The sequence below is a fragment of the Actinomadura livida genome, assembly GCF_014648675.1.
Taxonomy (GTDB): domain Bacteria; phylum Actinomycetota; class Actinomycetes; order Streptosporangiales; family Streptosporangiaceae; genus Spirillospora; species Spirillospora livida.
Window position 1 is genome coordinate 119285 of the sequence record NZ_BMRO01000005.1, and the last position, 24598, is coordinate 143882.

Below are 24598 nucleotides of genomic sequence, written 5' to 3' on the forward strand. Positions count from 1 at the left end.
CTATAATGGTGATTTCGGCAGATCATGTGGTGCGGATGGGGTTCACGGGTGTATGCAAGGTGGGCTGATTGTCCGGACGATTCCCATGGGGACGGACCCCTCATGCCGCTGCCGGGAGCGTGAATGCCCAGGTTGTCCCCCACCGTGCACGCCCCCGACCGCTCACTGGTCAAGGGGCTGAACGAAGGCGATGAAACGGCGTTCGCCGCGCTCTACGACGAGTACGGTGAGCCCCTTTACGACTACGCCCTGTCGATGACGGGGGACGTGAAAGTCGCCGCCGACATCGTCCACGACACGTTCATCGACGCCGGCCGCCGCGCCCCGCGGATGCGCGACCACCTGCATCTGAGCTCGTGGCTTTACGGGGCGGCCCGCCGCCGCTGCATCCGCCGCGGCCGGGCGAAGGTCCTGTTCTGGGATCGGGAGTCCGAGTTCTCCGACATCCCTTTCCTGGACCGTGCCGAACCGGACGACCCCGTCCCGGAGTGGCCGTCGTCCGACGAACTGCACGGCCTGTTCCGCGCCGCCCTCGCCCAGCTGGAGCCCGGCGATCAGGAGGTGCTGCTGCTGGCGTTCCGGCACGGGCTGCGTCCCGGGCGGCTGGGCGCGGCGCTCGGGCTGTCCACGCGGCGGGCCGCGCTGCGGGTCCGCACCGGACGCGCCGAACTCGCGGCGGCGCTCCAGAAGGAGATCGACCGCGCCAACCGCGCCTGCGCCTTGGCGGCGGAGCCCGGCGCGGTGGCCGTCCTGGCCGGTGCCACTCTGGACGAACCGGACGAGACCGCCGCCCCGGCCGCTCCGCCGGAGCCCGCGCGGCCCGCCGCGCGTCCTGCCGGTGGGAGGCTCAGCCGGGTCCTCCGCCGGCGTCCTCCCGTCTCGCCCGCCGACCCGGAGACCGCGCGGCACGCCGCCGACTGCGCCGACTGCCGCCGCCGCGGCCGGGTGACCGGCGCCGCGCTGTTCGGGCGGGCGCCCGCCCCGGTCCTGCCGGCCGCGCTGCGGCACCGCGTCATGCACACCGCGACCGACCCCGAGCTCGCCGGCTACCGCGCCGACATCGCCGCCCGCGGCGGCACCCTCACCCCGGCCGGGCTGCCGAGCCAGCCGGACGTGCCGTCGCCGTTCACCCGCCGGTGGCTCTTCACCGGCGGCGGCATGGCGGGCGCGCTGGCCGCCGCGCTGGTCGCCGTGTTCGTCATGGGGCCCGGCATCGGCGGCGCCCCGCTGTCGTGGCCGCCGTTCCGGTCGGAGCCGCAGCCGTCCATCACGCACCAGCCGCCGCCGAACGGGTCGAGCACCGACACGGAGCCGTCCCGGGCGCCCAGCGCGGGCGGACCCGGCCGCTCCGTGCCGCCGCCCGTGCACCCGCAGACGGAGGAGAAGACCCCGCAGGAGTCGGCGGACCCGGCGCAGCCGCCGCCCTCGTCCCCGCCGCCCGCGCAGCCCGGCGCCCTCGTCGTGAACCCCGCCAAGGTCGAGCTCTACGGCACCAAGTCCGCGAGCGTCAGCCTCGCGGCGGAGAGCGGCCCGGTGACGTGGACGGCGATGACGTCGACCAGCCAGCTCGTCCTGTCCGAGATGCAGGGCGGCATCGACGAGGGCGGCACGAGCCAGGTGACGATCCGGTTGAAGACGTTCATCGTCGGGCTGCCGGGCCAGGGCACCCTGACCTTCACCGACTCCGAGGGCGCGACGCACCAGGTGAAGGTCGTCTGGGGCGTCTCACTGCTGTGACGGCTCGCCGAGATGGTCCCGGACCATTTCGAGGTGCTCGCCGAGCGCCGCCTGGACGCGGGTCTCCATCGCGCGCGCGATGAACGGCTCGACCACCATCTTCACCAGCGGCCGCATGCGGCGGACCACCGCGGCGACCTCGGTGACCTCCGCGCCGTCCGGGACGGGCTGCCCCTCCAGCCGGTCGAACACGTGCTCTTCGACGAGGTTCACGAACCGGCCCGCGATCACGTCGCAGTCGTCGCGGATCTGCTCGGCTATGTCGAGGACGGAGTCGAGCGGGATCCCGGCGGCGACGAGCTCGGCGCCCACGTGCAGCAGCCGCGGGCTCGGCACCCGGTACTTGTCGCCGTCCGGCTCGATGAGCCCGAGTTCGACGGTCCGGTCCCGCATCCGGGCGACCTCGTGCTCGTCCAGCCCGGCGCCGAAGCTCTCGACCAGTTCCTCGAAGGTGGTGGTGCCGGGGATCTCGTCCGACCACGGGTCGGTGAGGACCTTCTCCAGCCCGAGGACCTCCCCGACGTCCTTGCCGGTCTCCCACGCCGTCATCAGGTCCTTGATGATCGCGAACGTGTAGCCGCGGGCGAGCAGCTTGCCGAGCAGCCGGAGCCGCGCCAGGTGCGAGTCGTCGTAGAGGCCCACCCGGCCTTCGAGCCGGGGCGGCGGCAGCAGCCCGCGGTCCTGGTAGGCGCGGATGTTGCGGACGGTGCTCCCGGCCAGCCGCGCCAGCTCGTCGATTCGGTACTCCGCCATGCTCCGCCTGCGACTCGTCTCACCTTGACCGCCGTGATCTTACTCCGGCACTATTGTTACATCGGTCAATGACACATAGGGGATGGCGTCGTGGGGGAGCCGGACGACATCGAGGAGACCCTCCTCGGCGGCCCCCTGCGTTACACGCGCAAAGAGGTCGAGACCCTCTCGGGCGTCTCCGACGAGTACGCCCGCAGCATCTGGCAGGCCCTCGGCTTCCCCACCCCGCCCGACGACGAGGTCGCGTTCACCGACGGCGACGTCGCCGCCCTCCAGGAGATCAAGGAACTCCTCGGCACCGACCTCGTCGACGAGGACATGGTCCTCCAGCTCGCCCGCGCCGTCGGGCAGACGATGGGCCGCCTCGCGAGCTGGCTCGGCGACGTCTGGCTGCAGCGCCTCGGCGAGCTCCCGTCGGACGAGCCGGCCGCGGCCGACCTCGTCACCGCCGCCCTCGCCGCCACCGAGGACCTGCGCCCGGCCTTCGAGCGGCTGCTCCTGCACGGCTGGCGCCGCCAGCTCACCGCCGCGGGCATGCGCGCCGCCGCGACGACGGCCGCCGCGCAGTCCGATCCCGCCGCCGGGATCGCGAACCTGGCGGTCGGGTTCGCCGACGTGGTCTCCTTCACCCGGCTGAGCCGCCGCCTCGACAGCGGGGCCCTCGCCGCCTTCGTGGAGCGGTTCGAGGCCAGCACCGCCGAGATCATCGCTCAACTCGGCGGCCGGGTCGTCAAGACCCTCGGCGACGAGGTCCTGTTCGTCACGTCCGAGCCCCGCGCCGCCGCCGACATCGGGCTGCGCATCGCGGAACGCTTCGACGCGGACCCCGACTTCCCCAAGATCCGCGTCGGCCTCGCCTCCGGAGAGGTCATCCAGCGCCTGGGCGACGTGTTCGGCACCCCGGTCAACCTCGCCGCCCGCCTCACGGCCACCGCGCACCCCGGAACGGTCCTCATCGACAACGGCCTCGCCACGGCCCTCCCCAAAGGCGCCTACGACATCTCCGCCCTCCGCCCCCGCCCGCTCCAGGGCCTGGGCCGCGTCCGCCCGTACCGATTGAGGCCAAAGGCAGACGTTCCCGGGCCGACACCCCGTTGACTTGCGGCATGTTGTTGTTATCCCGCCCGCCAAAACAACAACACGCCGCAAGTCAACGAATTTGCCGGGGTCAGGCGGCGGGGGTCGTGGTGGAGTCCAGGTTTCGGGTCAGCGACTGGAGGGTGCCGCGCAGGGTCGTCAGTTCTTCGGGGGACAGGCCCGTCGAGTCGAGCATGCGGCGGGGGACGCCTGCGGCGCGGTCGCGGAGGGCCGTGCCCTCGGGGGTCAGGTGGACCGACACCGAGCGTTCGTCCTCTCGGCCGCGGCGGCGTTCCACCAGGCCGGCGTTCTCCAGGCGCTTGATGAGCGGGGAGAGCGTCCCGGAGTCCAGGCGCAGGCGCTCGCCGAGCTGCTTGACGGTGAGGTCGCCGGTCTCCCAGAGGACCATCATGGTCAGGTACTGCGGATAGGTGAGCCCGAGGTCCCGCAGCTCTCTCCGGTAGAGCGCGTCGAATGCCCGGGAGGCCGCGTGCAGGGCGAAGCAGACCTGCGCGTCCAGCGTCAGGAGATCGTCGTCGGCCGTCCCCGTCATCCCTCCATCCTACGTTCGCCGGAATCGGGGCGGCGGGAACGCGGGCAGTGCTCCCCGGGCGGGCGGGGAGCACTGCCCTGGAGGTGGGGAGCACTGCCCTGGAGGTCAGTCCCGTCCGACGTCCGAGTGGATCGCGTCGGCGCGGTTCCGGTGGGCGTCCGCCGGGAGCAGGTAGCCCTCCCTCAGGTTGCGGGCGTCGCTCTGCACGACGGCCGCGACGTAGCGGCCGCGGGACGGGTAGAGCTCGTCCAGCCGGGCCTTGTCGAACGGTGCGTGGGTGCCGAAGAGGAAGCAGAAGGTCTCGCCGGAGTTGTCGCCCGTGTTGAGCGCCGTGGGCGCCTCCACCTGGGAGAGCCTGATGCCGCCCTTGGCCAGGCCCAGCGCGTCGCGGGCCTTGGTGCCGTCCGGGTTGAACTGGAGCGGTGGCGCGGACGGCGGTGTGCGTCCCTTCGTCCACCGGACGAGGTGGTCGTAGGACGTGGCGATCACGTGGTGCAGGGGGACGCGGCTGAACGGAGGCGCGTCGCACCGGTAGGTGGGCGCCTCGCCCAGGTCGCGGGTCAGGATCGGGCGGCGGTACTCCTGGCCGTGCCAGCCGGAATGCGCGCTTCCGGCGACCTCCCACCGGCGGAACGTATCGGTGTCCGGCGGCCGGGCGGGCGAGCGGACGTCTGTCTCCGACAGCACGTTGAACACCGGCTCGGGACCGCGCCGCGCCGGGGCGGGGCCGACGATGAAGGCGTAGCCGTCGAAGACCTTCTCGCTCTGCGGAAGGACGGCGTCGTAGTAGGTGGTCATCCGGAACGCCGACTGCGAGGCGCCCACGCCCAGTACCGTGCCGGTCCTGAGTCCGCGCAGCGGCGTGGACGTGCGCAGGGTCTCGGCGACCTGCGCGTAGATGTCGTAGGACAGCTCGTCCCCGGTGAACCGGCCGCCGCCGGTGACGTCCAGGTCGCCGTAGCGGGCTGGGCTCCACTCGGTCAGGTGCTCCACTCCGACCCGCTGCGCGGAGATGCCCGCCCAGGCGTACCCGGCGCGGGTGATCTGGTCGGTGCTCCACAGGGCGTCGAGGTCGTATCCGGCCGTGACGTTCTGCCACTCGGCGATGACCGTGCCGTTGTACCGGTGGGGCCTGGCGGGTTTCCGCACGATGACGCGGGTCTTGTACGGGACGCCGGTCGCCAGCTCCTCGCCGGTGGCGCTGTACGCGGTGGCCTCGCCGGAGACGAAGAACTCCTGTTCCACGTACCCGAGCGAGGCCAGGTCGACGTTCGTGGCCATCCACGGATAGGTCTCGGCGACGTCCGGAGACGAAGGGTCCCCGGGCGGCGCACCTGGAATCGGACCCTCCACGACGGTGCCGGGCGCGCCACGCGCATGGGCGGGGCCCGATGCGATGACGAGCCCGGCCGCCGCCATCGATGCCGAGAGCAGCGATGCGGCCAGCAGCCGGGTGAACGGTGAGAACAGCACGGCGTCCCCTCCACGGGCAGGTGACGGAATCAGCCCATGGTTCCCGCGCTCCCGGGTGGCCGCATCGGCGAAATCACCAGCGTGCCGCCATGCCGCGCGTCAGGACGGGCGCACGAGCATCAGTGCGGTGGCCTCGACGACGTGGTCGCCCGCGCCGTCCACCGCCACCCAGCGGTAGTGCTGGATGATCTTGCCGCTGCCCGTCTCGCCGGACTCGCCCGGGGTCAGCTCGACGTGCAGCGTCGTGCCCGCCTTGACCATCTTCCGGAAGCGCACCTCGCGCAGCTCGATCAGCGCGATGGCGTGGTCGAGCAGCCCCGACTGCTCGACCAGCCCGCCCATCAGCAGCAGGACGCCCTGCCCCGGCAGCGGCGCGCGGGCGCCCTCGGCCCACTCGCGTGGGCCGGGGTTGAAAAGCGGGTGGGTGTAGCCGCCGAGGCCGACGAGACCATCGATGAGGGGCTGGGTGACCTCTACCGGCGGCGTGCTCGACGTCTCGCCTGAAGCCGCGGCCGTCATCGGCTGTTCCAGACGGGACGGCGCTTCTCCACGTAGGCCCGGTACCCCTCGTCGGCGTCCGCGACCTCCTCGTGGAAGCGGGTGAACAGCTCGCGTTCGAGGCGCAGGCCCTCCTCCAGCGTCACGTCCGGGGCCGCGTTGAGCAGCTGCTTGATGAACGCGGTCACCGCGCGGGAGCGGTCGCCGAGCCTGTCGGTGAGGCGGGTGACCTCGTCCGCCAGCTCCGCCGCCGGGACGCTGGACAGCGCGAGGCCCCAGTCGACCATCTCGGGGCCGGTCAGCCAGTGGCCGGCGAGGAGCAGCGCGCGGGCGCGCTGGTCGCCGAGCTTGCGCGGGGCGCGCTGGGACGCGCCCGCGCCGGGCACGACCCCGAAGTCGCTGTGCGTGTCGCCGACCTTGGCGTCGTCGGCGGCGATGACGAAGTCGCAGGCCAGCAGCAGCTCGAAGCCGCCCGCGCGGGTCAGCCCGTTGATCGCGGCGACGCTCGGCAGCGGGAACGCCTCCAGCCGGTCGAGGAACGCGTGCAGCCGGCGGACGAACGGCAGGAACACCCCGGGCGGGTCGGCGAAGCAGTCGCCGAGGAAGCCGATGTCCATCCCGACGCAGAACGCCCGGCCCGTCCCGGTGATCACCAGGGAGGACAGCGAGTCGTCGCGCTCGGCGGCGTCCAGCGCGGCGTTCAGGCCGTCGAGGGTCTCCGGGGACAGGCTGTTCATCCGCTCGGGGCTGTTGAGCGTGATGGTCATGACCGAACCGGTCACCTTCGTGTCGACCTGGGTCATCGGCCTTCCTTCGGGTCGGTGAGCTCCCGGACGAACTCCAGCAGCGCCGAGGCGTAGCGGTCCGGGGAGCGCAGGTGCGGTTGCCCGGGCAGGCCGGGCAGGACGACGAGCCGGGCGTCGCGTGCCAGCTCCATCGCGAGCGGGTCCTTGCCGGCGAGCATGTCGAACTCGGCGTCCAGCAGGAGGACCGGCACGTCCGCCGCCGCGAGGGCGTCGGACGGGTCGTACCGGAACGCCGCCCGGTAGCCCCACTCGTAGTTGTCCGCGACGCGCATCAGCTCCGTCACGGCCAGGTGCAGCATGTCCCGCGGGACGTCCGCCCCCCAGATGCGGCGGTAGCGTTCGACGGCCCAGGCGAACTGGGAGCCCGTGCCGTCGATCGGCGCGGCGGGCGTCCAGTCCGCGAGGAAGCCGGCTCGTTCGCCCGCGTCGAACAGCGGGACGCCGCTCAGCACCAGCCCGGCGGCGGGCAGGTGCGCGGCGGCCGCGATGGCGAGGGACGCGCCGGTGTGGACGCCGCCGAGAACGGGACGTTCCATCCCGATCCCGGCGGCCGCCTGCGCGAGCATCCCCGCGTAGTCGGGGATCTCGAACCCGGGGCCCGGCGGCGGATCGGACGCGCCGTAGCCGGGCGTGTCGAACGCCACGGCCCGCGCGGACCGGCCGAGCGCGGGCAGCACCTCCGCGTAGACCCGGGAGGAGAGGGGCGACTCGTGGAACAGCCCGATCCACGGGCCGGAGTCGCCGTTGATCCGGTAGTGGACCTGGCCCCAGTCGGTGTCGGCGTAGCCGCCCTTCGTTCTCGTGGTCGTCATGGCGCGGCGCTCACCTTGACCAGGAGCCGCGCGCCGTCGCCCGCCGTGATCGCGGGGCCGTCGAGCCCGGCCGGGATGTTGATCAGCGAGCAGGGCTCCAGGGTCGTGCCGTCGGCGGTGACCCCGCCCTCCGTCAGGATCAGGAACCGCTCGTGCGGGGCGGCCGGGACGGGGCGCGCCCATCCGGCGGGCAGGTCGACGAGCACCGAGACGCCGGGCGCGGTCGCGTTGCTGCTCAGCACCTTGGACCGCAGGCCGGGGACGCCGGGCCCGGCGAGCCGGGTCACCGTGTCGTCGTGGTCGCGCCACACCATGAACCGGCCCTCCTTGCGGCGCACGTAGCCGCGCGGGCCGATCGGGTCGGACGCGCCGGGGCGGGCGTGCCGTCCCGCCTCCTCGTCGGGGCGCACCACGCGGGAGACGCGGTCGCTCCCGTCGGCCGCCGACTCGCCCTCCATCATCAGGACGCACTCGAAGCCCTCGGCGGACGAGGCCGAGTGCACCCAGCCGGGGGGACGCCAGAAGTAGTCGCCCGCCTGGAAGTCGCCCTCGGCGGTGAGCGTCGCCCGCCCGCCGAGGAACAGGGCCTCCTCCACGCTGTCGTGGTACGCCTCCGACAGGTCGCGGTAGCCGGGGTCGGTCCGGACGTGGTCGATGCGGCGGGACGTCGCCGGATCGGTCCAGAGGGCCCGCATCCAGTACTTCGAGAGCAGTTCGCCGACGCGGTCCGGGTCGCCGAGGTTCTCCCGGAACGCCGGCTCCATCGAGTCGTACGCCTCCCGGCCGTTCACCCACGGCATGGCGGGACCGTCGACGATCGTGACCTCACCCGACACCTGGACCCCTCTCCGGCGCGAATACATCAGACATAAAGATATCCTGCTGTCATGAGGTAGTGTCAATGGCCATGCGCCTGGTCGCAGACGCTTGACACTGCGTTTGCGATACATCAGATTTATGGCCATGCGGGGAGGGGGGAGCGTGCTCGGAACGAGGCCGTTCGAGGAGACCCGGGAACGCGGCGACCTGCGGGACATGGTCGGCTCGCTGCTCGCCCGGGAACTGCCCGCGGACCGCGCGCTCGCGCTCGACCGCGAGGGCCTGTTCGCCGCCGACGCCTGGACCGCGCTCGGCAGGGCCGGGCTGCTCGGCCTGGGCGGGGACGAGGCCGCGGGCGGGACGGGCGGCACCGTCGGCGACGCGGTCGCGGTCACCGAGGAGATCGCTCGCGTCCTCCCCGGCCTCGCCGTCGACTACGTCACCTGCGGCATGGCGATGCGGATGCTCGGTGACGGCACCGGCACGGCCGCGGCCGCCTGGCTGCCCGACATCGCGTCCGGCGAGAAGATCTGCTCGTTCGGGATGAGCGAGCCCGACGTCGGCACCGACCTGCTGAACCTCCGCACGTCGGCCCGCGTCGAGGACGGACGCTGGGTGCTGCGCGGCCAGAAGCTGTGGATCTCCCTCGCCCACAAGGCCGAGATCGCCTTCGTGCTGTGCCGCACCGACCCGCCCGAGGAGGGGCGGCGGTCACGCGGCCTCAGCGTGATCGCGGTGCCGCTCGACCAGCCGGGCGTCACCGTCAACCGCGTCCACCTCGCCGGGATGCGCGCCGCCGGGACCTGCGAGATCTATTTCGACGACGCGGTCGCGCCGCTCGACCACCTCGTCGGCGAACGGGGCCGCGGCATGGCGCTGCTCGCGCAGACCCTCGACGTGGAGCGCGTCCTGGCCGCCGGGATCAGCCTGGGCATCGGCCGCGCCGCCCTCGACCTGCACGTCACCCACCTGCGTGAACGTGAGGCGTTCGGCGGTCCCATCGGCCGCTTCCAGGCCCTCCAGCACGCCGCCGCCGACTCGATCGCCGACCTGTCGGCGTCCCGGGCCCTGGTGAACACCGCCGTCCGGACCATGGAGGAGGGCGGCCCGGCCACGGCGCTGACCGCGATGGCCAAGCTCGTCGCCGGCGAGTCGACGGCCCGCATCGTCGACCGCGGGATGCGCGCGATGGCCGCGCACGGCCTCGCCGAGGAGTCGGCGATGCAGATGTACTTCCGGGACGCCCGCCTGCAGCTGTTCAGTCCCGTGAGCAACGACATGATCCGCAACATCCTCGGCGAGTCGCTCGGCCTGCCGAGAAGCTACTGAGTCGGGAGGTCCCCGGTGGACATCACGCGAGAGAACACCGCACTGCTGGTCGTCGACATGCAGAACAGCTTCACCGAGCCCAAGGGCTCCATGGCGGCGATGGGACTGCCGCACGAGGAGCTCCGCCCGGCGATCGCGGGCTGCCGCACCCTGATCGACGCCGCGCACGCGGCCGGCGTCCCGGTGATCTACACCCGGTACATCTTCCAGCCCGGTTACGCGGACGGCGGCCTGGTGCCCAACGAGATCGTCCCGGCCATCAAGGAGGTCGGCGCTCTCGCGGCGGGCAGCTGGGACGCGGAGATCTGCGACGAGCTGACCCCGGCCGAGGGCGACATCGTCATCGACAAGTCGCGGCCCAGCTCCTTCTACGGCACCCGCCTGGAGCCGATCCTCACCGGCCTTGGCGTCCGCTCGCTGGTCATCTGCGGGGTGACCACGAACATCTGCGTCGAGACGACCGCGCGGGACGCGGGCCAGCGCGACTACGCCACCCACGTGATCAGCGACGCGACGGCGGAGTTCGACAAGGCGCGGCACGACTACGCGCTGAACGGAATCGGCTTCATCTTCGGCTGGGTCAACACGGTGGACGAGGTCGTCCGCGCCTGGGCCTGACCCCGCGATCCGCCCGCGGCGCGCCCCCGCTTTTCTCAGCAGCCAAGCGGGGCGGCGCGCCGCGGGTCTTCTCGTCGTGCGAAACGGACCGGACCCCACGCCGGGACGTCAGCGGGCGAGTGCGGCGACCAGGGCGCGGGTGGCGGCCCGCTCGTCCGCGGTGCCGAAGATCTTGGCGGCGAACGTGGTCACGCCGAGATCGGCGAACGACTCGATCCGGGCGGCGACCGTGTCGGCGTCGCCGATCAGCGCCATCTGCCCGGGGGTGTCGCAGCCCTCCCGGTCGAGCATCGCGCGGTAGGACGGAAGGGTGCCGTACCACTCCAGGTCCGCCTCGGCACGTGCGAGGGCGGCCGGGGGGTCGTCCGTCACGCAGACCGGCAGCGGGACGATGATCTCCGGGGCGGGGCGCCCGGCCTTGGCGGCGGCCTCCCGGATCGTCGGGATCGTCAGTTCCCGGAGGGTGCGCGGGCCGACCATCCACGTGATCGTGCCGGCGGCGAGGGCCCCGGTGATCTCCAGCATCTTCGGGCCGAGCGCCGCGACGAGGACGGGCGGCACCGGCGCCCCGGGGATGTCCAGGTCGCCGCGGGCGGTCAGCACCTCGCCCCGGAAGCGGACGCGCTGGGTCAGCGCGCCGGTCAGCGCCTCCAGGTACTCGCGCATGTAGCGGGCCGGACGGTCGTACGACATGCCCCAGCACGGCTCGACCACGGACGGGTGGGACGGGCCGACGCCGAGGGCGAGCCGCCCGTCCACGAGGACGTTCGTGGTGAGCGCCTGCTGGGCCAGGGCCATCGGGTGCCGCGGGTAGGCGGGGACGACGGCCGTGCCGACCCGCAGCCCCGGCAGGTCGCGGGCGACCGCGCCGAGCACGGTGAGCGTGTCGGTCCCGAACGCCTGCGTCAGCCAGTAGGAGTCGATGCCGTCCCGCGCCGCCGCCCGCAGGTCGGCGGCGGTCTCGCGGACGTCGTCTACCTGGTCGAAGATCCCGATCTTCACGTTCCGGCCCCGGACCGGAACGCGAGCAGGTCGCGGTCGGACGCCCGCATGAGCAGCGCCAGCCCGAGCGCCTCGGCGCGGGCCCGCTGGTCCTCGACGGCCGTCCAGATGGTCTCCAGGCTGTTGGCCAGGATCTCGGGAGGGTGCTGGGCCATCACGTGCGCGATCTCCAGGGCGCGCGGGACGAGGTCCTCCAGCGGGACGACCTCGGTGACCAGGCCCAGTTCGCGGGCCCGTTCCGCGCCCAGCCGGTACGCGCGGCCGCTGGCGACCATCCGCGTGACCTCGGTGAGCGGCAGGCGGCTGAGCAGGCCGACGGCCTCGACCGGGTTGGCCAGGCCCACGTCGACGTGGGTGTCGAAGAACGTCGCGTTCTCCGAGCAGAGGATCACGTCGGCGTCGTTGACGAAGTGCCATCCGCCGGCGCAGCAGTGGCCGTTGACGGCGACGACGATCGGCTTGAAGACGCGCAGGTCGCGGGACGTGAGCGCGACCCGGCCGTCCTCGTCCAGGGACGGGCTGGCGACGCCGCTGGCGAGGGTGTCGTCCACGTCGAGCCCGGTGGAGAAGCTGCGGTCGCCCGCACCGGTCAGCACCGCGACGCGCAGGTCGTCGTCGTCGCGGAACGTCCGCCAGACTTCGCGCAGCTCCTCCACCATCCGGGCGTCGTAGGCGTTGAGCACCTCGGGCCGGTTCATCGTGACGAGCAGGACGTGCCCGTCCCGGGTGACGTCGAGGGTCTTCACGCGTCCTCCGCGATCGGCTTGAGCAGGTAGCCGCGGCGCATGGTGAGGACGGTCGTGCCGTCCTGCTTGCGCACGACGTCGCGGACCCGGCCCACGAACCCGGACCCGCCCGGCGTCGGCTCCAGGGTGTGCACCTCGACGTCCACGGTGATCGTGTCGTTCTCGAACACCGGCGCCTCGTAGCGGACCTCGTCGATGCCGAGGGCCGCGTGGCAGTCCAGGCCCGCCGCCGCCCAGCTCGCGTACATCGTGGGCGAGCTCAGCCCGGCCGCGATCGCGAGCAGGCAGGGGCCGCCGAGGATGCGGCGGCCGAACCCGGTCCCGGACATGTACACGTCGTCGGTGTGCAGGGGGCCGTTCTCCCACGTCGCGTTGATGATCGCGGCGAAGTCGCCGGACGTGAGGGTGCGGCCCGGGGTGCGCAGTGTGGCGCCGGCGGCGAACGCCGCGGGCAGGACGGGCTTCAGGACGGTCACGCGTTCACGCTCCGTAAGTGTCGCGGATGACCCGCTTGAGGATCTTTCCGTTGGCGTTCTTCGGGAGCTCGTCCAGGGCCTTCCACACCCGCGGGGCCTTGTAGCCGGCGAGCCGCTCGCGGACGGCCGCCTCCATGGCGGCGAAGTCGAGCTCCGCCCCGTCCCGCGGCACGACGAACGCGCCGACCGTCTCGCCCCACTTCTCGTCGGGCAGGCCGACGACCGCGACCTCGGCGACGCCGTCGCAGTGGTGCAGCACGCCCTCGATCTCGCGCGGGTAGATGTTCGCCGCGCCAGAGATGATCATGTCCTTCTTGCGGTCGACGATGGAGATGAAGCCCTCCTCGTCGCGGACGGCGATGTCCCCGGAGGACAGGTAGCCGTCCGGCCGGATCGCCTCGGCGGTGGCCTCGGGGTCGTCCAGGTAGCCGAGCATGTTGAACGGGGAGTACCCGAACAGCTCGCCCGACTCGCCCGGCCCGACCTCCTGGCCGTCCTCGTCGAGCAGCTTCACGTCGGTCATCCACCACGGGTGCCCGACCGACCCGGCCTTGCGGAGCGCGTCGTGGGGCCGCAGGTTCGTCACGATGCCCGCCTCGGTGGAGCCGTACACCTCGTGCACGCCGACGCCCGGGAACGCCTCGATCACCCACTCCTTCAGCGGCACCGGCAGCGCGGCGGCGTTGAAGTACAGGGTCTCCAGGCTGGACACGTCCCACTTGCGCGGCGCCTGCTCCATGAACTGCCGCAGCATCAGCGCGTGCGTCGGCACCAGGAAGATCGTCTGGAGCCGGTCGCGCTCGATCATGTGCAGCAGTTCCTCGGGGTCCCAGCGGCGCAGCATCGACGTCTGCCCGCCCATGAACGGGCCCGCGTAGGCGAAGCAGAACCCGGCGCCGAGCGCCATCGGCGCGATGGCCGCGGTCCGCTTGCCGGGGCCGACGCCGAAGTCGACCGCGCAGCCGAACATGGTGAGCACGCGGGACCGGTGGGTGAGCAGGGCGCCCTTCGGCTGGCCCGTCGTCCCGGACGTGTACTGCACGCAGAACGGGTCGGTCTCGCTGACCTCGACGCGCGGGTCGACCGCCCGCGCTCCCGCGAGGGCCTCGTCGTAGGGGCGGCCCCAGTCCTGCGAGCCGAGGGCGAGGGCGAGCGGCAGGTCCTCGGCCAGCTGGGGCACGTTGTCCTGGAACGCCACGTCGGCGATCAGGCCGGTCGCGCCGGACCGCTCGATCAGCGAGCCGTGCTCGGCGGCGGTGCCGCGCGGGTTCAGCGGGACCATCGCGACGCCGGCCTTCGCGGCGCCCGCCGCGACCTCCACGTACTCCAGCTGGTTGCCGAGCAGGACGGCCACGCGGTCGCCGGCGGTGAAACCCGCGTCGACGAGCAGGCCGGCGACACGGTTGCTGCGGTCGTCCACCTCGGCGAACGTCAGCCGCCGGTCGCCGTCGATCAGTGCGGTGGCACGCGGCGTGCTGTGCGCGAACTCGCGGATCCCGCTGGCGATGTTCATCTGTGCCATGGCTGCCCGCCTCTTTCCCTTGCTACTCGCGTTGACAGGAGTCGTCTGATCTATCTCTCGACCACGGTTGACTGGCCTGGTACCTGCCTGGTGTGGGTCCATGCAGGTTATGTCAGTTATATGTCTGATTTATTTCGGTGTAATGATCGGGCCGAGTCCGGACGTGGCCAGGGTGCGGCGCGCCAGCCGGATCACCGCCGCGTCGATCAGCCGGCCGTCGGCGTCCAGCACGACGCCCGACCCGGCCGCGGCCGCCGCCTCGTACCGCGCCAGGACGTCCTCCGCCCGCGCGATCTCCGGCGCCGACGGCGTGAACACCTCGTGCACGACCGGGAGCTGCGCGGGATGGATGCACGCCCGCCCCACGAACCCCTGCCGCCGGACCCGCTCGGTGGACTCCGCGAGCGCCGCCGGGTCGGCGGTGATCGCCGACACCGGGCCGACCGGCGGGGGCAGCCCGGCGGCGGCGCTCGCCATGACGGTCATGCTCCGGGCGAACGCCAGCTCGGCCTCGTCCGGGCCGGGGTCGAGCCCCGCGTCGGCGGCCAGGTCGACCTCGCCGATCTGGAGCCGGTGGACCCTGGGCGCCCGGGCGATGTCCCGGACGTCCAGGATCGCCCCCGCGGTCTCCAGCAGCGGCATGAGCCGGGCCGTCACGTCCCCGAGGTCGGCGAGCAGCGCGGCGACCGCCGCGACCTGCCCGGCGTCCTCGGCCTTGGCGAGCACGAGCCCGGTCAGCGCGGGCAGCCCGGCGAGCGCCCGCACGTCCTCGTGGCCCGCCTCGCCGCCGTTGATCCGCACCCACAGCTCGGTGCCGCGGGCCGGGGCCCGCGTCCCCAGCCAGTCGGCGACCGCGCGGCGCGCCGCGTCCTTGCCGGCCGGCGGGACCGCGTCCTCCAGGTCGACGATCAGCGCGTCCGCGCCGCGGGTGAGCGCCTTGCCGAGCTTGTCCCGGGCGTTGCCCGGCACGTAGAGGTAGCTGCGGGGGAGCGCGCCGGGAGTGGACGAGCGGGTCGGTGAGGCGGTGGTCATCGCACGACCGTTTCGCCGCGCAGGAGGGACTTGGCCACCACCGTCCGCAGGACGTCGTTGGTGCCCTCGCCGATGCTCATCAGGATCGCGTCGCGGTAGAGCCGCTCCACCTCGTACTCGGTGGAGTAGCCGTAGCCGCCGTGGACCTTCATCGCCTCGATCGAGGCCTGCAGCGCGACCTCCGAGCAGAAGATCTTCGCCATGCCCGTCTCGCCGTCGGCGCGGCCCCGGCGGACCGCGTCCGCCGCGAAGTAAGCCATCAGCCGGGCGGCCTGGAGCTGGGTCGCGACGCTCGCGAGCTGCAGCTGCACGGCCTGGAACTCGCCGATCGCCTGCCCGAACGCCTTGCGCTGCCCTGCGTAGGCGAGGGCCTCGTCGTGGGCGCGCTGGGCGATGCCGACCGAGCGGGCGGCGATGTTGACCCGGCCCCACTCCAGCGCGGACAGCGCGTGCTGCATGCCCTTGCCCTCGACGCCGCCGAGGAGGTTCTCCTTCGGCACCCGCACGTTGTCCAGGACGATCTCGCAGGACTCCGTGCCCTTGTAGCCGAGCTTCGGGATGTCCTTGGTGATCTGGTAGCCCTCGCTGCCGGCGTCCACGAGCAGGATGCTCATGCCCTTGTGCGCGGGGGACGCGGACGGGTCCGTCTTCACCAGCACCGGCAGCGGGTCCGCGTACCGCGCGTTGGTGATCCACATCTTGGACCCGTTGACGACGTAGTGGTCGCCCTCCAGCCGGGCCGTGGTGCGGATGCCCTGCAGGTCGGTGCCCGCGTCCGGCTCGGTCAGGCCGATCCCGGTGCGGCGCTCACCGGAGGCGAGGCCGGGCAGGTACGTGTTCTTCTGCTCCTCGGTGCCGCGCATCGCGATCATGCGGCAGGCCAGCGAGTGGCTGCCGAGGATGCCGGCGATGCCCATCCAGCCGCGCGCGATCTCCTCGAAGACGAGCGCGAACGAGACGGGATCGAGGTCGAGGCCGCCGTACTCCTCCGGGATCGTGATCCCGAACAGGCCCATGTCCCGCATGCCCTTGACGATCTCGGTGGGGTAGCGGCCGGACTGCTCCCAGTCGCGCGCCACCGGGATGATCTCGTTGTCCACGAAGTCGCGCAGGACGGCGCGGAACTCGCGCTGGTCCTCGTTGAGCTGGAAATCCACTTAGCTGCCTTCCTTGGTCTCGGGGGACGACGGTGCTGCAGACGGTGCCGCCGGGACGAACACCGGCAGGGCGCGGCCGTCGTCGAGGTCGACCCACGCCACCCGGACCGGGTCGTCGATGCGCCATTCGTCCGGCTCCCGCTCCTGGAGGCGGGTGAGGAGGACGACGCCCTCGTCCAGCCGGACCCGGGCGATGACGTACGGGACGGCGAGGTCCGGGCGCGGGGCGCGGTGCACCACCGTGCAGGCGTCCACGACGCCCGTGCCGGCGGACGCGACCCAGTCGAGTTCGTCCGACCCGCAGTGGATGCAGAGCGGGCGCGGTGGGTGCTGCACGCCCACCGGTCGATCACGCCCGTCCTCCCGGACGCAGCGCGAGCAGGTCTGCAGGACGAGCCTGTGCTCGGTCGTCGCCTCCCACCACGGGCCCGTGATCTCGTCGGGCGCCGGGACGTCGGGCTTGAAGCCGTCGAGGCCGGTCATCCGTCCACCCCCAGTACCACCGTGGCGTGCGTCGAGAGGATGCCGCCCGTGCCGTGCGCGACCGCGAGCCGCGCGCCGTCGACCTGCCGGTCCCCGGCGTCACCGCGGAGCTGCCGCACCGCCTCGACCAGCAGCAGGATGCCGAACTGGCCGGGGTGGCAGTAGGACAGGCCGCCGCCGGAGGTGTTGAGCGGGAAGTCGCCGCCGGGCCTGATCCGGCCGCCGGCGATCCAGTCGAGGGCCTCGCCGCGCCCGCAGAAGCCGAGCCCCTCCAGCGTCAGCGCGACCGTGATCGTGAACGAGTCGTACACCTGCACGACGTCGATGTCGGCCGGGGTGACGCCGGCGCGGGCGAACGCGTCCGCGCCGGAGCCCACCGCGCCCGTGACGGTCAGGTCGGGCACCGCGGTCATCGAGGTGTTGGTCGTCCGCTCGCCGTACCCGAGCACCTCGACGGGCGTGCGCCGCAGGTCGCGGGCGCGCTCCAGCGAGGTGAGGACGATCGCGCCGCCGCCGTCGGTGACGAGGCAGGAGTCCAGCGCGGTGAGCGGGCTGGAGATCATCGCCGAGCCGAGCACGTCGTCCGCGGTGAGCGGGCCCTTGCCGTAGCGGAACGCGGCCGGGTTCAGCAGCGCCCACTCCCGCGCGGCCACCGCGATCTCCGCGAGCTGCTCGCGCGTCTTGCCGTACGCGTGCAGGTACCGCTGCGCGGCCATCGCGTAGTACGACAGCGGGAACAGCGGCCCGTACGGCGTCTCGAACTGCGCCTCGGGCGTGTGGTCCTCGATCACGCCGCCGAGCGAGCGGGACCGCGCCGACCGCTGGTTGGACGCGAAGGTGATCACGACGGTCTCGGCCTGCCCCGCCTGGATCGCCTGGGCGGCGCGGGCGACGAACATCTCGTACACCGAGCCGCCCGCGTACGTCGAGTCCGTCCAGCGCGGCTCGATGCCGAAGTAGTCGGCGAGCTGGGTCGCCGAGAACCGGGCGACGCCGGTCGTGGCGATGCCGTCGACGTCGCGCAGGCTGAGGCCCGCGTCGTCGAGCGCCCGCGAGACCGCCTGCGCCTGGAGTCCCAGGATCGACCGGTTCGTCACGCCGAGGTCGCACTCGGCGGCGCCGACGATCGCGACACCCGTGCTCATCGTGCCTCCTTCCCCCCTGGCCCGTCGGCCGTGCCGAGCAGGACCCGGGCGCTCGCCGGGGCCACGGCGACGCGGTCGACCCCGCCGTCCTCGCCGACGACGACCACCCGCAGGTCGAGGTCGAGGTAGCCGTCCCCGGCCTCGGTGACCGTGCCCTCGCAGCGGACGGTCTCCTCCGCGAACACCAGGGCCTTGAAGCTGAACTCCAGCGTGCGGACGAAGCACTTCGGGCCGAGCCAGTCCTGGATCTGCTCGACGAGGAGGGCGCCGAACACCTGGCCGTCCACGACCACGCCGGGCAGCTTCTTCGCCTTGATGAAGTCCAGGTCGTAGTGCAGCCGGTACCAGTCCCAGGTGGCCCCCGCGTAGGCGATCATCTCCGGGAACGTGATCGTGCGTTCCAGCGGGGTAACCGTCTCCCCGGCCTGGTGCGCTGCCGTCGCGGCGGTCATGTCCCCGCCTCCAGCGATACGTAGATGATGGTCTCCTCGTTCTCCGCGAGCAGGTCCCCGTCCTGCTGCGTGTACGTCGCCCGCGAGGTGATGATCAGCATGTCCGCGCCCGCCCGGTTCCGCTTGCCGGCCACCTCGGTGATCTCCCAGGTGGCGGTGACGATGTCGGACGGCAGGATCCGGCGGTGGAACACGTAGCGGTTGCCGCCGCGGACCTGCCGGGTGCCGGGCAGGTCGATGCCCCAGTTGTGGCCCGCGTGGCCGTCCGGGTCGATCGGCAGGTTCGCGTACTGGTTCGTCTCGCAGATCAGCGTCGGCGGCGCGGTCACGTCGGCCAGGCCCTGCGCCCGCGCGAACTCCGGGTCGGAGTACAGCGGGTTGTGGTCGCCGATCGACAGCCCGAAGTAGCGGCCGGCCGCGGCGCCCATCGGCTCGGGCGCGGTGTAGACCTTCTTCCGGCCGACGAGGGCGCGCATCTCGTCGGTGAGCAGCGTCATGACGCGTCCCCCGTGGTGGCGTGCGCCGTGGTTGCGTGCGCCGTGGTCGGGGCGCCCTCCGGGTACAGGGCGGTCGGGAACACCTCGAGCAGGAACTCCGGCCGCAGCAGCCCCTTGCAGATCGCCCCGGTCGACGCCGGCCAGGGCGGCGACAGCAGCCGCTCCCGGACGGGCGCGACCGCGCGGTACTGCCGCAGCGCCGACTCGACGCAGAACTCGATGGTCGACAGCAGGTCCGCCGGGCCGAGGCCCGCGTACTCCAGCAGGTGCAGGATCGAGCCGTAGGTGACCTCCGCCTGCGCCCCGATGTCGTCCGGGTGCAGCGCCTCCTGCGTCTCCATGTCGAGCGCCGCGAACCCCGACATGAACAGGGTGCGTCCCGCGCGGACGCCCGGCGCGTAGGTCAGCGTGTCGTAGCGCGACCAGCCCGGGTTCACCAGTTCGAGGGGGTGCCGCGACGCGGTGACGTCGATCGCGACGAGCGCCTCGGGGTGGTGCAGCCGGCTCATCAGGATGCCGCCCGCCCCCGGGTACACGCCCGCGCCGCCGAGCCGCTCCTTCCGGACGCGGTGCGTCTTGCGGTACACCTCGCGCGTGGCGGGCGTCGAGTAGTCGTAGGTCGTCACCGCGTCGTCGAGCGACAGGCCCGCCTTGCGGAGCAGCGCGTCCGCCCGGTCGAGGCAGTAGGCGTACTGCCCGGCGAAGTCGCCGGGGCTGACGACGTCGCCCGACTCGTCCACCGGGACCATCGTCGGCAGGTGCACGGTGCCGTCGTGGCCCTCCCGGACCGGCGAGGGCGCCCACGTGCCCGCCTCGCGCCGCTCGCTGGCCGCGAGCAGCTCGGCGCCGCCCCCGCGGACGGCGTGCAGCTCGACCTCCAGCAGCGCGGCGGACCGGACGAGCCGCTCCACGACCACCGTCGTCACCGTGGGCCGGTGCTCGCCGAAGACCTCCTTGCGGACGGCCGCGGCGGCCTCGTAGTCGGCCAGCCCGGCGATCGTGACGTTCTCCGTCACGTGCACGACGTCACCGGGGCCGTACCCGGCCGCCTCGATGATCGTCATCGTCTTCTCGTAGGCGGTGCGCGCCTGCTCGGTCATCGTCCCGGAGACGGTCATCTTCCCGACCGCCTCGTCGAACGCGGCGGCGGTGTGCCCGGACGACCACGCGCCCCCGTCCTCCGACAGCCCGAGGCAGAACGTGAACCCCTCGTAGGGGAACCACGGGAAGACGGCGGGCTTGATCGCTTGCAGTGTCATTGGTTCTCCTGCCGGTTGAACTGGGCGAGGCCGGCGGCGGCCCGCATGACGGCGGCGGCGTCCGGCTGCCCGCCGAGCGACTCGACGATCCGCGCGAACCCCTCCGCCTCGGCCGCCGGGACCCCGGCGGCGCCCTCGAACTTGGCGAGCAGTGCCGCGCGGCCGAGCGGGCGGTCCCCGCCGCCCGCGCTGCGCGGTACCGAGCCCGTCACCTCGCGGCCGTCGCCGAGGGTGATCGTGACGCGGCCGGGCGCGTCGGCGGCGGCGACGCCGGGCGGGCCGGTGACGTCCCAGCGGACGCGTGCGGCGAGCCGGGTCACCTCGGGCCGGGCGATCGAGTCCGGCTCGAACGTGTCCAGCGCCAGTCCCCCGTCGGTGATCAGCGCGGCGACCGTCCAGGGCAGCGAGAACTTCGCCGCGTACGGGGTCGCGGGCCGGGTCAGGTCGCGGGAGGTGTCGCAGACGGTCGGCGCCGAGTCCGGGTGGACCACGGCGTGGATGCTCGCGATCTCGTCCGGGACGAGCCGCTCGCGGGCCATGACGTCCAGGACCGCGTCGATCGTGGCGTGCGACAGCTGGCACGCCGCGTACGGCTTGATCCCGATCCGGGTGGTCTCCCAGCGCTCCCCGAGCCCGGCCACGATGGACGCCGGGTCCGCGGGCTTGCCGGAGAGGGCGTCGAACACGCCGTGCGGCCCGTCGAAGACGGTCTCCGGCCCGGTCGCGCCCGCCGCCGCGAGCCGCGCCGCGATGATCCCGGACTGCGTCGCGAACCCCGGGTGCAGCTGCTTGGTGGACGCGCCGGTGCCGAGGAAGGCGAGCAGGCCGCCCGCCTGGCTGCCCGCGATGCCGAGCGCGTTGGCCGCCCGCACCTCGTCCAGCCCGAGGAGCCGCGCGGCGACCAGGGCCGACGAGAACACCCCGGCGGCCATGGTGGCGTGCAGCCCGCGTGCGTGGAAGCCGTGCGGCGCGGCGGCCGCGACGCGGCACGCCGTCTCGTACCCGGCGACCGCCGCGAGCAGGACCTCCCGCCCGGAGGCGCCGGTCTGCTGGCCGACGGCGAACGCGGCGGGCAGCACGACCGCGGTCGCGTGCACCAGCCCGCCCGCGTGCGTGTCGTCGAAGTCGAGGGCGTGCACGAGCGTGCCGTTCGCGAGCCCGGCGGCGGGCGCGGACAGCAGCTCGCCGGTGCCGAGCACCGCCGCCTCCGGCGGGCCGCCGAGCCCCCGCGCCACCTCGATCGCGGGCGCCGCCGCGCCCGTGCGGAGGGCGCCGAGCGCGGTGCCGAAGCCGTCCAGCAGGTGCCGTGTCGCGGCGGCGCTCACCGGCCCGGGCACCTCGGCCAGGCCGAGCGCCCAGGCGGCCAGCTCCCGTGCGATCATCGTGACGCCGCCTCCGGCTCCGTGTCCGCGGACGCCGCGGGCGCGCTCTCCTCGGCGGGCGCGTCGCCGAACGCTCCCCCGGCCCGCAGCCGCTCCACCGTGGCATCGTCATACCCGGCGATCTCCCGGACGACCAGGTCGAAGTCCTCGTTGCGGCGCGGCGCCCTGCGGTACTCGGGCGGCTCGGAGCCGACCCGGACCGGCGAGGCGAGCTGCTCCACCGTCCCGAACCGCGGGTGCTCGGTCGTCACCCGCAGCCCGCGGGCCTTGGTGTGCTCCTCCTCCATGGCCTGCGCGACGTCGTTGATGGGGCCGCAGGGGATGGACGCGGCGTAGAGCTGCTCCAGCCACTCGTCCACGGTGCGCTGCCGGAAGATGTCCTCAAGGAGCGGGATCAGCGTGTCCTTGTTGCGCCGCCGGTCGGCGAACGAGCCGAACCCCGACTCGGGCTCGGCCCACTCGGGGTGGCCCACGACGGAGGCCAGCCGCGTCCAGAACTTCTCCTTCGCGCAGCCGACGATGAACCAGCCGTCGCTCGCCTCGAACGCCTGGAACGGCACCAGCGACGGGTGCGCGGAGTGCCGCGTCCGCTCCGGTGTGAACCCGGCGTTCAGGTGCCAGACCGCCGGGTAGGTCAGCAGCCCGATCGCGGTGTCGTACAGGCTGACGTCGCAGTCCATGCCGACGCCGTCGCGGCGCGCGGCGTGCAGCCCGGCCAGCAGCGAGATCGCGGCGACGAACCCGCCGGAGTAGTCGACCAGCGACAGCCCCGACTTGGTGGGCGGGCCGTCCGGCTCGCCGGTCAGGTCCATCCAGCCGGCGAGGCCCTGCAGCACGTAGTCGTAGCCCGGCTCCCTGCTGCGCGGCCCGTTCATGCCGAACCCCGTCAGCGAGCAGCACACGATGGCCGGGTTCAGGTGCTTCAGGTCGTCGTAGGTGATGCCGATCTTCTTCGGGACGTCGCCGCGCAGGTTGGAGTACACGACGTCGGAGACCTTCACCAGGTCCTCGAAGACCCGGCGGCCCGCGTCCGTCGACAGGTCGAGGGACAGGCTGCGCTTGTTGCGGTTGAACGTCTCGAAGAACAGGGAGTCCTCGCCCTCGCCGTACGGGGGGACGTAGCGGCCGACGTCGCCGCCGGACCGGGGCTCCTCGATCTTGATCACCTCGGCGCCGAGGTCGGCGAGGTGCACGCTGCCGAACGGGCCGGCGCCGTACTGCTCGACGGCGATGATGCGGACGTCTTCCAGAGGTTTCACGAGGCGCTCCCTGTGAGGTCAGGCAGCAGCGCCAGGAGCTCGTCCTGGGCCGCGCGGGTCTCGGCGGCGCTGAGGCCGTGGGTCGGCGGGCTGAGCTTCACCGCGTCGGCGAGGCCCTCGTAGGCGGCGATGCGCTCGGCGACCTCCGCGCGCCCGCCGGCCATCGTGAGCGCGTCGATCATGTCGGCGGAGACCGTCTCGGCGAGGTGCTCGGCGCCGGTGCCGTTGCGGAACGCGTCGATCACCGCCTGCTGCTGCCCGGCCAGCCCGTGGAAGTCGAAGAAGTCGGCGTAGGTGCGGACGCTGGCGTAGAAGCCGACGAGTCCGGAGACGCGGCGCAGCGCGGTGGCGCGGTCGTTGGACACCGAGCAGCACGCGGAGACGACGACCTCGACGTCCGCGCGCCGCTTGCCCTCGGTCCGGGCGATCCCGGCCTCCAGCTCCGGCAGCACCCGCTCGGCGAGGTAGCGCGGCGAGCACAGCTCGTGGCTGATCCAGCCGTCGCCGATCTCGCCGGCCAGCCGGGTCATGGCCGGGCCCATCGCGGCGATGTGCACGGGGATATCGGTGCGGCGGACGGCGAACGGGCGCTGGTAGCCGCGGATCCGCATCGGCTCCTCCTCGCCCGGCAGGTCGATCGGCTCGCCCGTCGTGCACGTCTCCCAGAAGTGGCGGACGTTGCGGACGACCTCGCGCATGTGCCGGACGGGCTTGCCGAACGGCACGTTGTGCCAGTCCTCGTTGAGCCGCTGCACCCCGGAACCCAGGCCGAGGACGAACCGCCCGCCGGACAGGTCGTCCAGGTCCAACGCCTCCAGCGCGGTGATCATCGGGCTGCGGGTGAACGCGAGCGCGATCCCGGTGCCGATCCGCGCCCGCTCCGTCGCGGCGGCGAGCGCCGCCGCGGCGACCGTGGCGCTGCGGTGCAGCTCGGGCACCCAGATGACCTCGGCGCCGCCCGCCTCGGCGCGGCGGGCCGCGTCGGCCAGCTCCGCCAGCGTCTCCCCCCAGGGCGCGAAGGTGATCCTCATGCGCGCTCTTCCTCGGCCTCGAGGGTGAGCGGCTTCTTCGCCTCGGGGAACAGGTCGTTCAGCGGCTCGGCGCCCCGCTTGTAGACGTAGAAGGTGCGGCGGAACGTGCACACCTCGTCGCCGTCCTGGTTCAGGGTGCGGGTGCGGATGGTGACGATCCCGGCGTGCGGGCGGCTCGACGACTCGCGCTTGTCCAGCACGATCGACTCGCTGAACAGCGTGTCGCCGGCGAAGACGGGGTGGGGGAGCTTGATGTCCTCCCAGCCGAGGTTGGCGAACGCGTTCTGCGTGGTGTCGATGACGCTCTGCCCGACGGCGATCGCGACGGTGAGGGTGGACACGACCAGCGGCTTGCCGAACTCGGACTTCGCGGCGTACTCGCCGTTGAAGTGCATCTGGTTCGTGTTCATCGTCAGGAGCGTGAACCAGGTGTTGTCGGCCTCGGTGACCGTGCGCCCGAGGGGGTGCCGGTAGACGTCGCCCACCTGGAAGTCCTCGTAGAACCGTCCGTTCCACCCGTCCTTGAGCGTCATGGCCGTCCTCTCGCATCGCACTGGAGTCGTTAAAGTCAGACGTATTGATTCTAGGGCAAGGTCACGGTCGATGTCCAAGCCGGGGCGACTCTCCGATTAGGTCCTTTGGCGGGCCGCACCTGCGCATTTGCGGTGCCGACCGCGCGA

The 24598-nt window shown here is 72.9% G+C and carries 26 protein-coding genes; 4 read left to right on the forward strand and 22 right to left on the reverse strand.

What is annotated here, in order from left to right; translation table 11 throughout:
• The first annotated feature begins 123 nt into the window (after nucleotides 1–123).
• Complete coding sequence (locus IEZ03_RS13275) at nucleotides 124–1737, forward strand: RNA polymerase sigma factor (protein ID WP_184878330.1); 1614 nt, start codon at nucleotides 124–126, stop codon at nucleotides 1735–1737.
• Here IEZ03_RS13275 and IEZ03_RS13280 read toward each other — a convergent pair.
• Nucleotides 1726–2490: a MerR family transcriptional regulator gene (locus IEZ03_RS13280; RefSeq protein WP_184878332.1), complete on the reverse strand. Its 765-nt coding sequence runs from the start codon at nucleotides 2488–2490 to the stop codon at nucleotides 1726–1728. The two genes, IEZ03_RS13275 and IEZ03_RS13280, sit on opposite strands and share 12 nt — an antisense overlap.
• A 90-nt stretch (nucleotides 2491–2580) precedes the next feature.
• Here IEZ03_RS13280 and IEZ03_RS13285 point away from each other — a divergent pair, with 90 nt between their 5' ends.
• Nucleotides 2581–3588, forward strand: a complete 1008-nt coding sequence (locus IEZ03_RS13285; protein ID WP_184878334.1) for an adenylate/guanylate cyclase domain-containing protein — start codon at nucleotides 2581–2583, stop codon at nucleotides 3586–3588.
• 70 nt (nucleotides 3589–3658) lie between these two features.
• Here the strand turns inward: IEZ03_RS13285 and IEZ03_RS13290 are convergent, their stop codons facing one another.
• The 6 genes from IEZ03_RS13290 to IEZ03_RS13315 all read right to left on the reverse strand — a co-directional run bounded on the left by IEZ03_RS13290 (nucleotide 3659) and on the right by IEZ03_RS13315 (nucleotide 8545).
• Nucleotides 3659–4120, reverse strand: coding sequence for a MarR family winged helix-turn-helix transcriptional regulator (locus IEZ03_RS13290; RefSeq protein WP_184878336.1), 462 nt, complete (start codon nucleotides 4118–4120; stop codon nucleotides 3659–3661).
• 105 nt (nucleotides 4121–4225) lie between these two features.
• Nucleotides 4226–5593 carry an alpha/beta hydrolase domain-containing protein gene (locus IEZ03_RS13295; protein ID WP_229808268.1) on the reverse strand — a complete coding sequence of 456 codons (1368 nt, stop codon included), beginning with the start codon at nucleotides 5591–5593 and terminating at the stop codon, nucleotides 4226–4228.
• A 99-nt stretch (nucleotides 5594–5692) separates the two neighbouring features.
• Entirely contained in the window at nucleotides 5693–6112 is a 420-nt protein-coding gene (locus IEZ03_RS13300; protein WP_184878338.1) for a hypothetical protein, read from the reverse strand.
• Nucleotides 6109–6894: an enoyl-CoA hydratase/isomerase family protein gene (locus IEZ03_RS13305; RefSeq protein ID WP_184878340.1), complete on the reverse strand. Its 786-nt coding sequence runs from the start codon at nucleotides 6892–6894 to the stop codon at nucleotides 6109–6111. Before IEZ03_RS13305 ends, IEZ03_RS13300 begins: the two co-directional genes overlap by 4 nt.
• Nucleotides 6891–7709, reverse strand: coding sequence for an alpha/beta fold hydrolase (locus IEZ03_RS13310; RefSeq protein WP_184878342.1), 819 nt, complete (start codon nucleotides 7707–7709; stop codon nucleotides 6891–6893). Before IEZ03_RS13310 ends, IEZ03_RS13305 begins: the two co-directional genes overlap by 4 nt.
• Entirely contained in the window at nucleotides 7706–8545 is an 840-nt protein-coding gene (locus tag IEZ03_RS13315; RefSeq protein WP_184878344.1) for a cupin domain-containing protein, read from the reverse strand. The genes IEZ03_RS13310 and IEZ03_RS13315 overlap by 4 nt, the downstream gene beginning before the upstream one ends.
• A 145-nt stretch (nucleotides 8546–8690) precedes the next feature.
• Here IEZ03_RS13315 and IEZ03_RS13320 point away from each other — a divergent pair, with 145 nt between their 5' ends.
• Together IEZ03_RS13320 and IEZ03_RS13325 are read left to right on the forward strand one after the other, a co-directional pair.
• The gene (locus IEZ03_RS13320; protein WP_184878346.1) at nucleotides 8691–9857 is read left to right on the forward strand and encodes an acyl-CoA dehydrogenase family protein; all 1167 of its coding nucleotides are present in this window, start codon (nucleotides 8691–8693) and stop codon (nucleotides 9855–9857) included.
• A gap of 15 nt (nucleotides 9858–9872) precedes the next feature.
• Entirely contained in the window at nucleotides 9873–10475 is a 603-nt protein-coding gene (locus IEZ03_RS13325) for a cysteine hydrolase family protein (protein ID WP_184878349.1), read from the forward strand.
• Nucleotides 10476–10583: 108 nt separating this feature from the next.
• Here IEZ03_RS13325 and IEZ03_RS13330 read toward each other — a convergent pair whose 3' ends face one another.
• The 15 genes from IEZ03_RS13330 to IEZ03_RS13400 all read right to left on the reverse strand — a co-directional run bounded on the left by IEZ03_RS13330 (nucleotide 10584) and on the right by IEZ03_RS13400 (nucleotide 24451).
• Entirely contained in the window at nucleotides 10584–11477 is an 894-nt protein-coding gene (locus IEZ03_RS13330) for a TIGR03564 family F420-dependent LLM class oxidoreductase (protein WP_184878352.1), read from the reverse strand.
• Nucleotides 11474–12223 (reverse strand): enoyl-CoA hydratase/isomerase family protein, encoded by a 750-nt coding sequence (locus tag IEZ03_RS13335; protein WP_184878355.1) that lies wholly within the window; start codon nucleotides 12221–12223, stop codon nucleotides 11474–11476. Before IEZ03_RS13335 ends, IEZ03_RS13330 begins: the two co-directional genes overlap by 4 nt.
• The gene (locus IEZ03_RS13340; protein WP_184878357.1) at nucleotides 12220–12699 is read right to left on the reverse strand and encodes a MaoC family dehydratase; all 480 of its coding nucleotides are present in this window, start codon (nucleotides 12697–12699) and stop codon (nucleotides 12220–12222) included. Before IEZ03_RS13340 ends, IEZ03_RS13335 begins: the two co-directional genes overlap by 4 nt.
• 4 nt (nucleotides 12700–12703) lie before the next feature.
• On the reverse strand, nucleotides 12704–14221 hold the full coding sequence (locus IEZ03_RS13345) for a class I adenylate-forming enzyme family protein (protein ID WP_229808269.1): 1518 nt from the start codon (nucleotides 14219–14221) through the stop codon (nucleotides 12704–12706).
• Between the two features lie 129 nt (nucleotides 14222–14350).
• On the reverse strand, nucleotides 14351–15253 hold the full coding sequence (locus IEZ03_RS13350) for an HpcH/HpaI aldolase/citrate lyase family protein (RefSeq protein WP_184878359.1): 903 nt from the start codon (nucleotides 15251–15253) through the stop codon (nucleotides 14351–14353).
• Nucleotides 15250–16410 (reverse strand): acyl-CoA dehydrogenase family protein, encoded by a 1161-nt coding sequence (locus IEZ03_RS13355; protein ID WP_184878361.1) that lies wholly within the window; start codon nucleotides 16408–16410, stop codon nucleotides 15250–15252. Before IEZ03_RS13355 ends, IEZ03_RS13350 begins: the two co-directional genes overlap by 4 nt.
• Nucleotides 16411–16893, reverse strand: a complete 483-nt coding sequence (locus IEZ03_RS13360) for a Zn-ribbon domain-containing OB-fold protein (protein ID WP_184878363.1) — start codon at nucleotides 16891–16893, stop codon at nucleotides 16411–16413.
• A complete protein-coding gene (locus tag IEZ03_RS13365; RefSeq protein ID WP_184878365.1) occupies nucleotides 16890–18038 on the reverse strand; it encodes an acetyl-CoA acetyltransferase in 1149 nt (382 codons plus the stop codon). The genes IEZ03_RS13360 and IEZ03_RS13365 overlap by 4 nt, the downstream gene beginning before the upstream one ends.
• Nucleotides 18035–18490: a MaoC/PaaZ C-terminal domain-containing protein gene (locus IEZ03_RS13370; protein WP_184878367.1), complete on the reverse strand. Its 456-nt coding sequence runs from the start codon at nucleotides 18488–18490 to the stop codon at nucleotides 18035–18037. The genes IEZ03_RS13365 and IEZ03_RS13370 overlap by 4 nt, the downstream gene beginning before the upstream one ends.
• Entirely contained in the window at nucleotides 18487–18987 is a 501-nt protein-coding gene (locus IEZ03_RS13375) for an FAS1-like dehydratase domain-containing protein (RefSeq protein ID WP_184878370.1), read from the reverse strand. The genes IEZ03_RS13370 and IEZ03_RS13375 overlap by 4 nt, the downstream gene beginning before the upstream one ends.
• On the reverse strand, nucleotides 18984–20246 hold the full coding sequence (locus IEZ03_RS13380) for a RidA family protein (protein WP_184878373.1): 1263 nt from the start codon (nucleotides 20244–20246) through the stop codon (nucleotides 18984–18986). The genes IEZ03_RS13375 and IEZ03_RS13380 overlap by 4 nt, the downstream gene beginning before the upstream one ends.
• Nucleotides 20243–21628 (reverse strand): MmgE/PrpD family protein, encoded by a 1386-nt coding sequence (locus tag IEZ03_RS13385; RefSeq protein WP_184878376.1) that lies wholly within the window; start codon nucleotides 21626–21628, stop codon nucleotides 20243–20245. Before IEZ03_RS13385 ends, IEZ03_RS13380 begins: the two co-directional genes overlap by 4 nt.
• The gene (locus IEZ03_RS13390; RefSeq protein ID WP_184878378.1) at nucleotides 21625–22887 is read right to left on the reverse strand and encodes a CaiB/BaiF CoA transferase family protein; all 1263 of its coding nucleotides are present in this window, start codon (nucleotides 22885–22887) and stop codon (nucleotides 21625–21627) included. The genes IEZ03_RS13385 and IEZ03_RS13390 overlap by 4 nt, the downstream gene beginning before the upstream one ends.
• Entirely contained in the window at nucleotides 22884–23918 is a 1035-nt protein-coding gene (locus tag IEZ03_RS13395; RefSeq protein WP_184878380.1) for an LLM class flavin-dependent oxidoreductase, read from the reverse strand. The genes IEZ03_RS13390 and IEZ03_RS13395 overlap by 4 nt, the downstream gene beginning before the upstream one ends.
• A complete protein-coding gene (locus tag IEZ03_RS13400; RefSeq protein ID WP_184878382.1) occupies nucleotides 23915–24451 on the reverse strand; it encodes a MaoC family dehydratase in 537 nt (178 codons plus the stop codon). The genes IEZ03_RS13395 and IEZ03_RS13400 overlap by 4 nt, the downstream gene beginning before the upstream one ends.
• Nucleotides 24452–24598 lie beyond the last annotated feature (147 nt).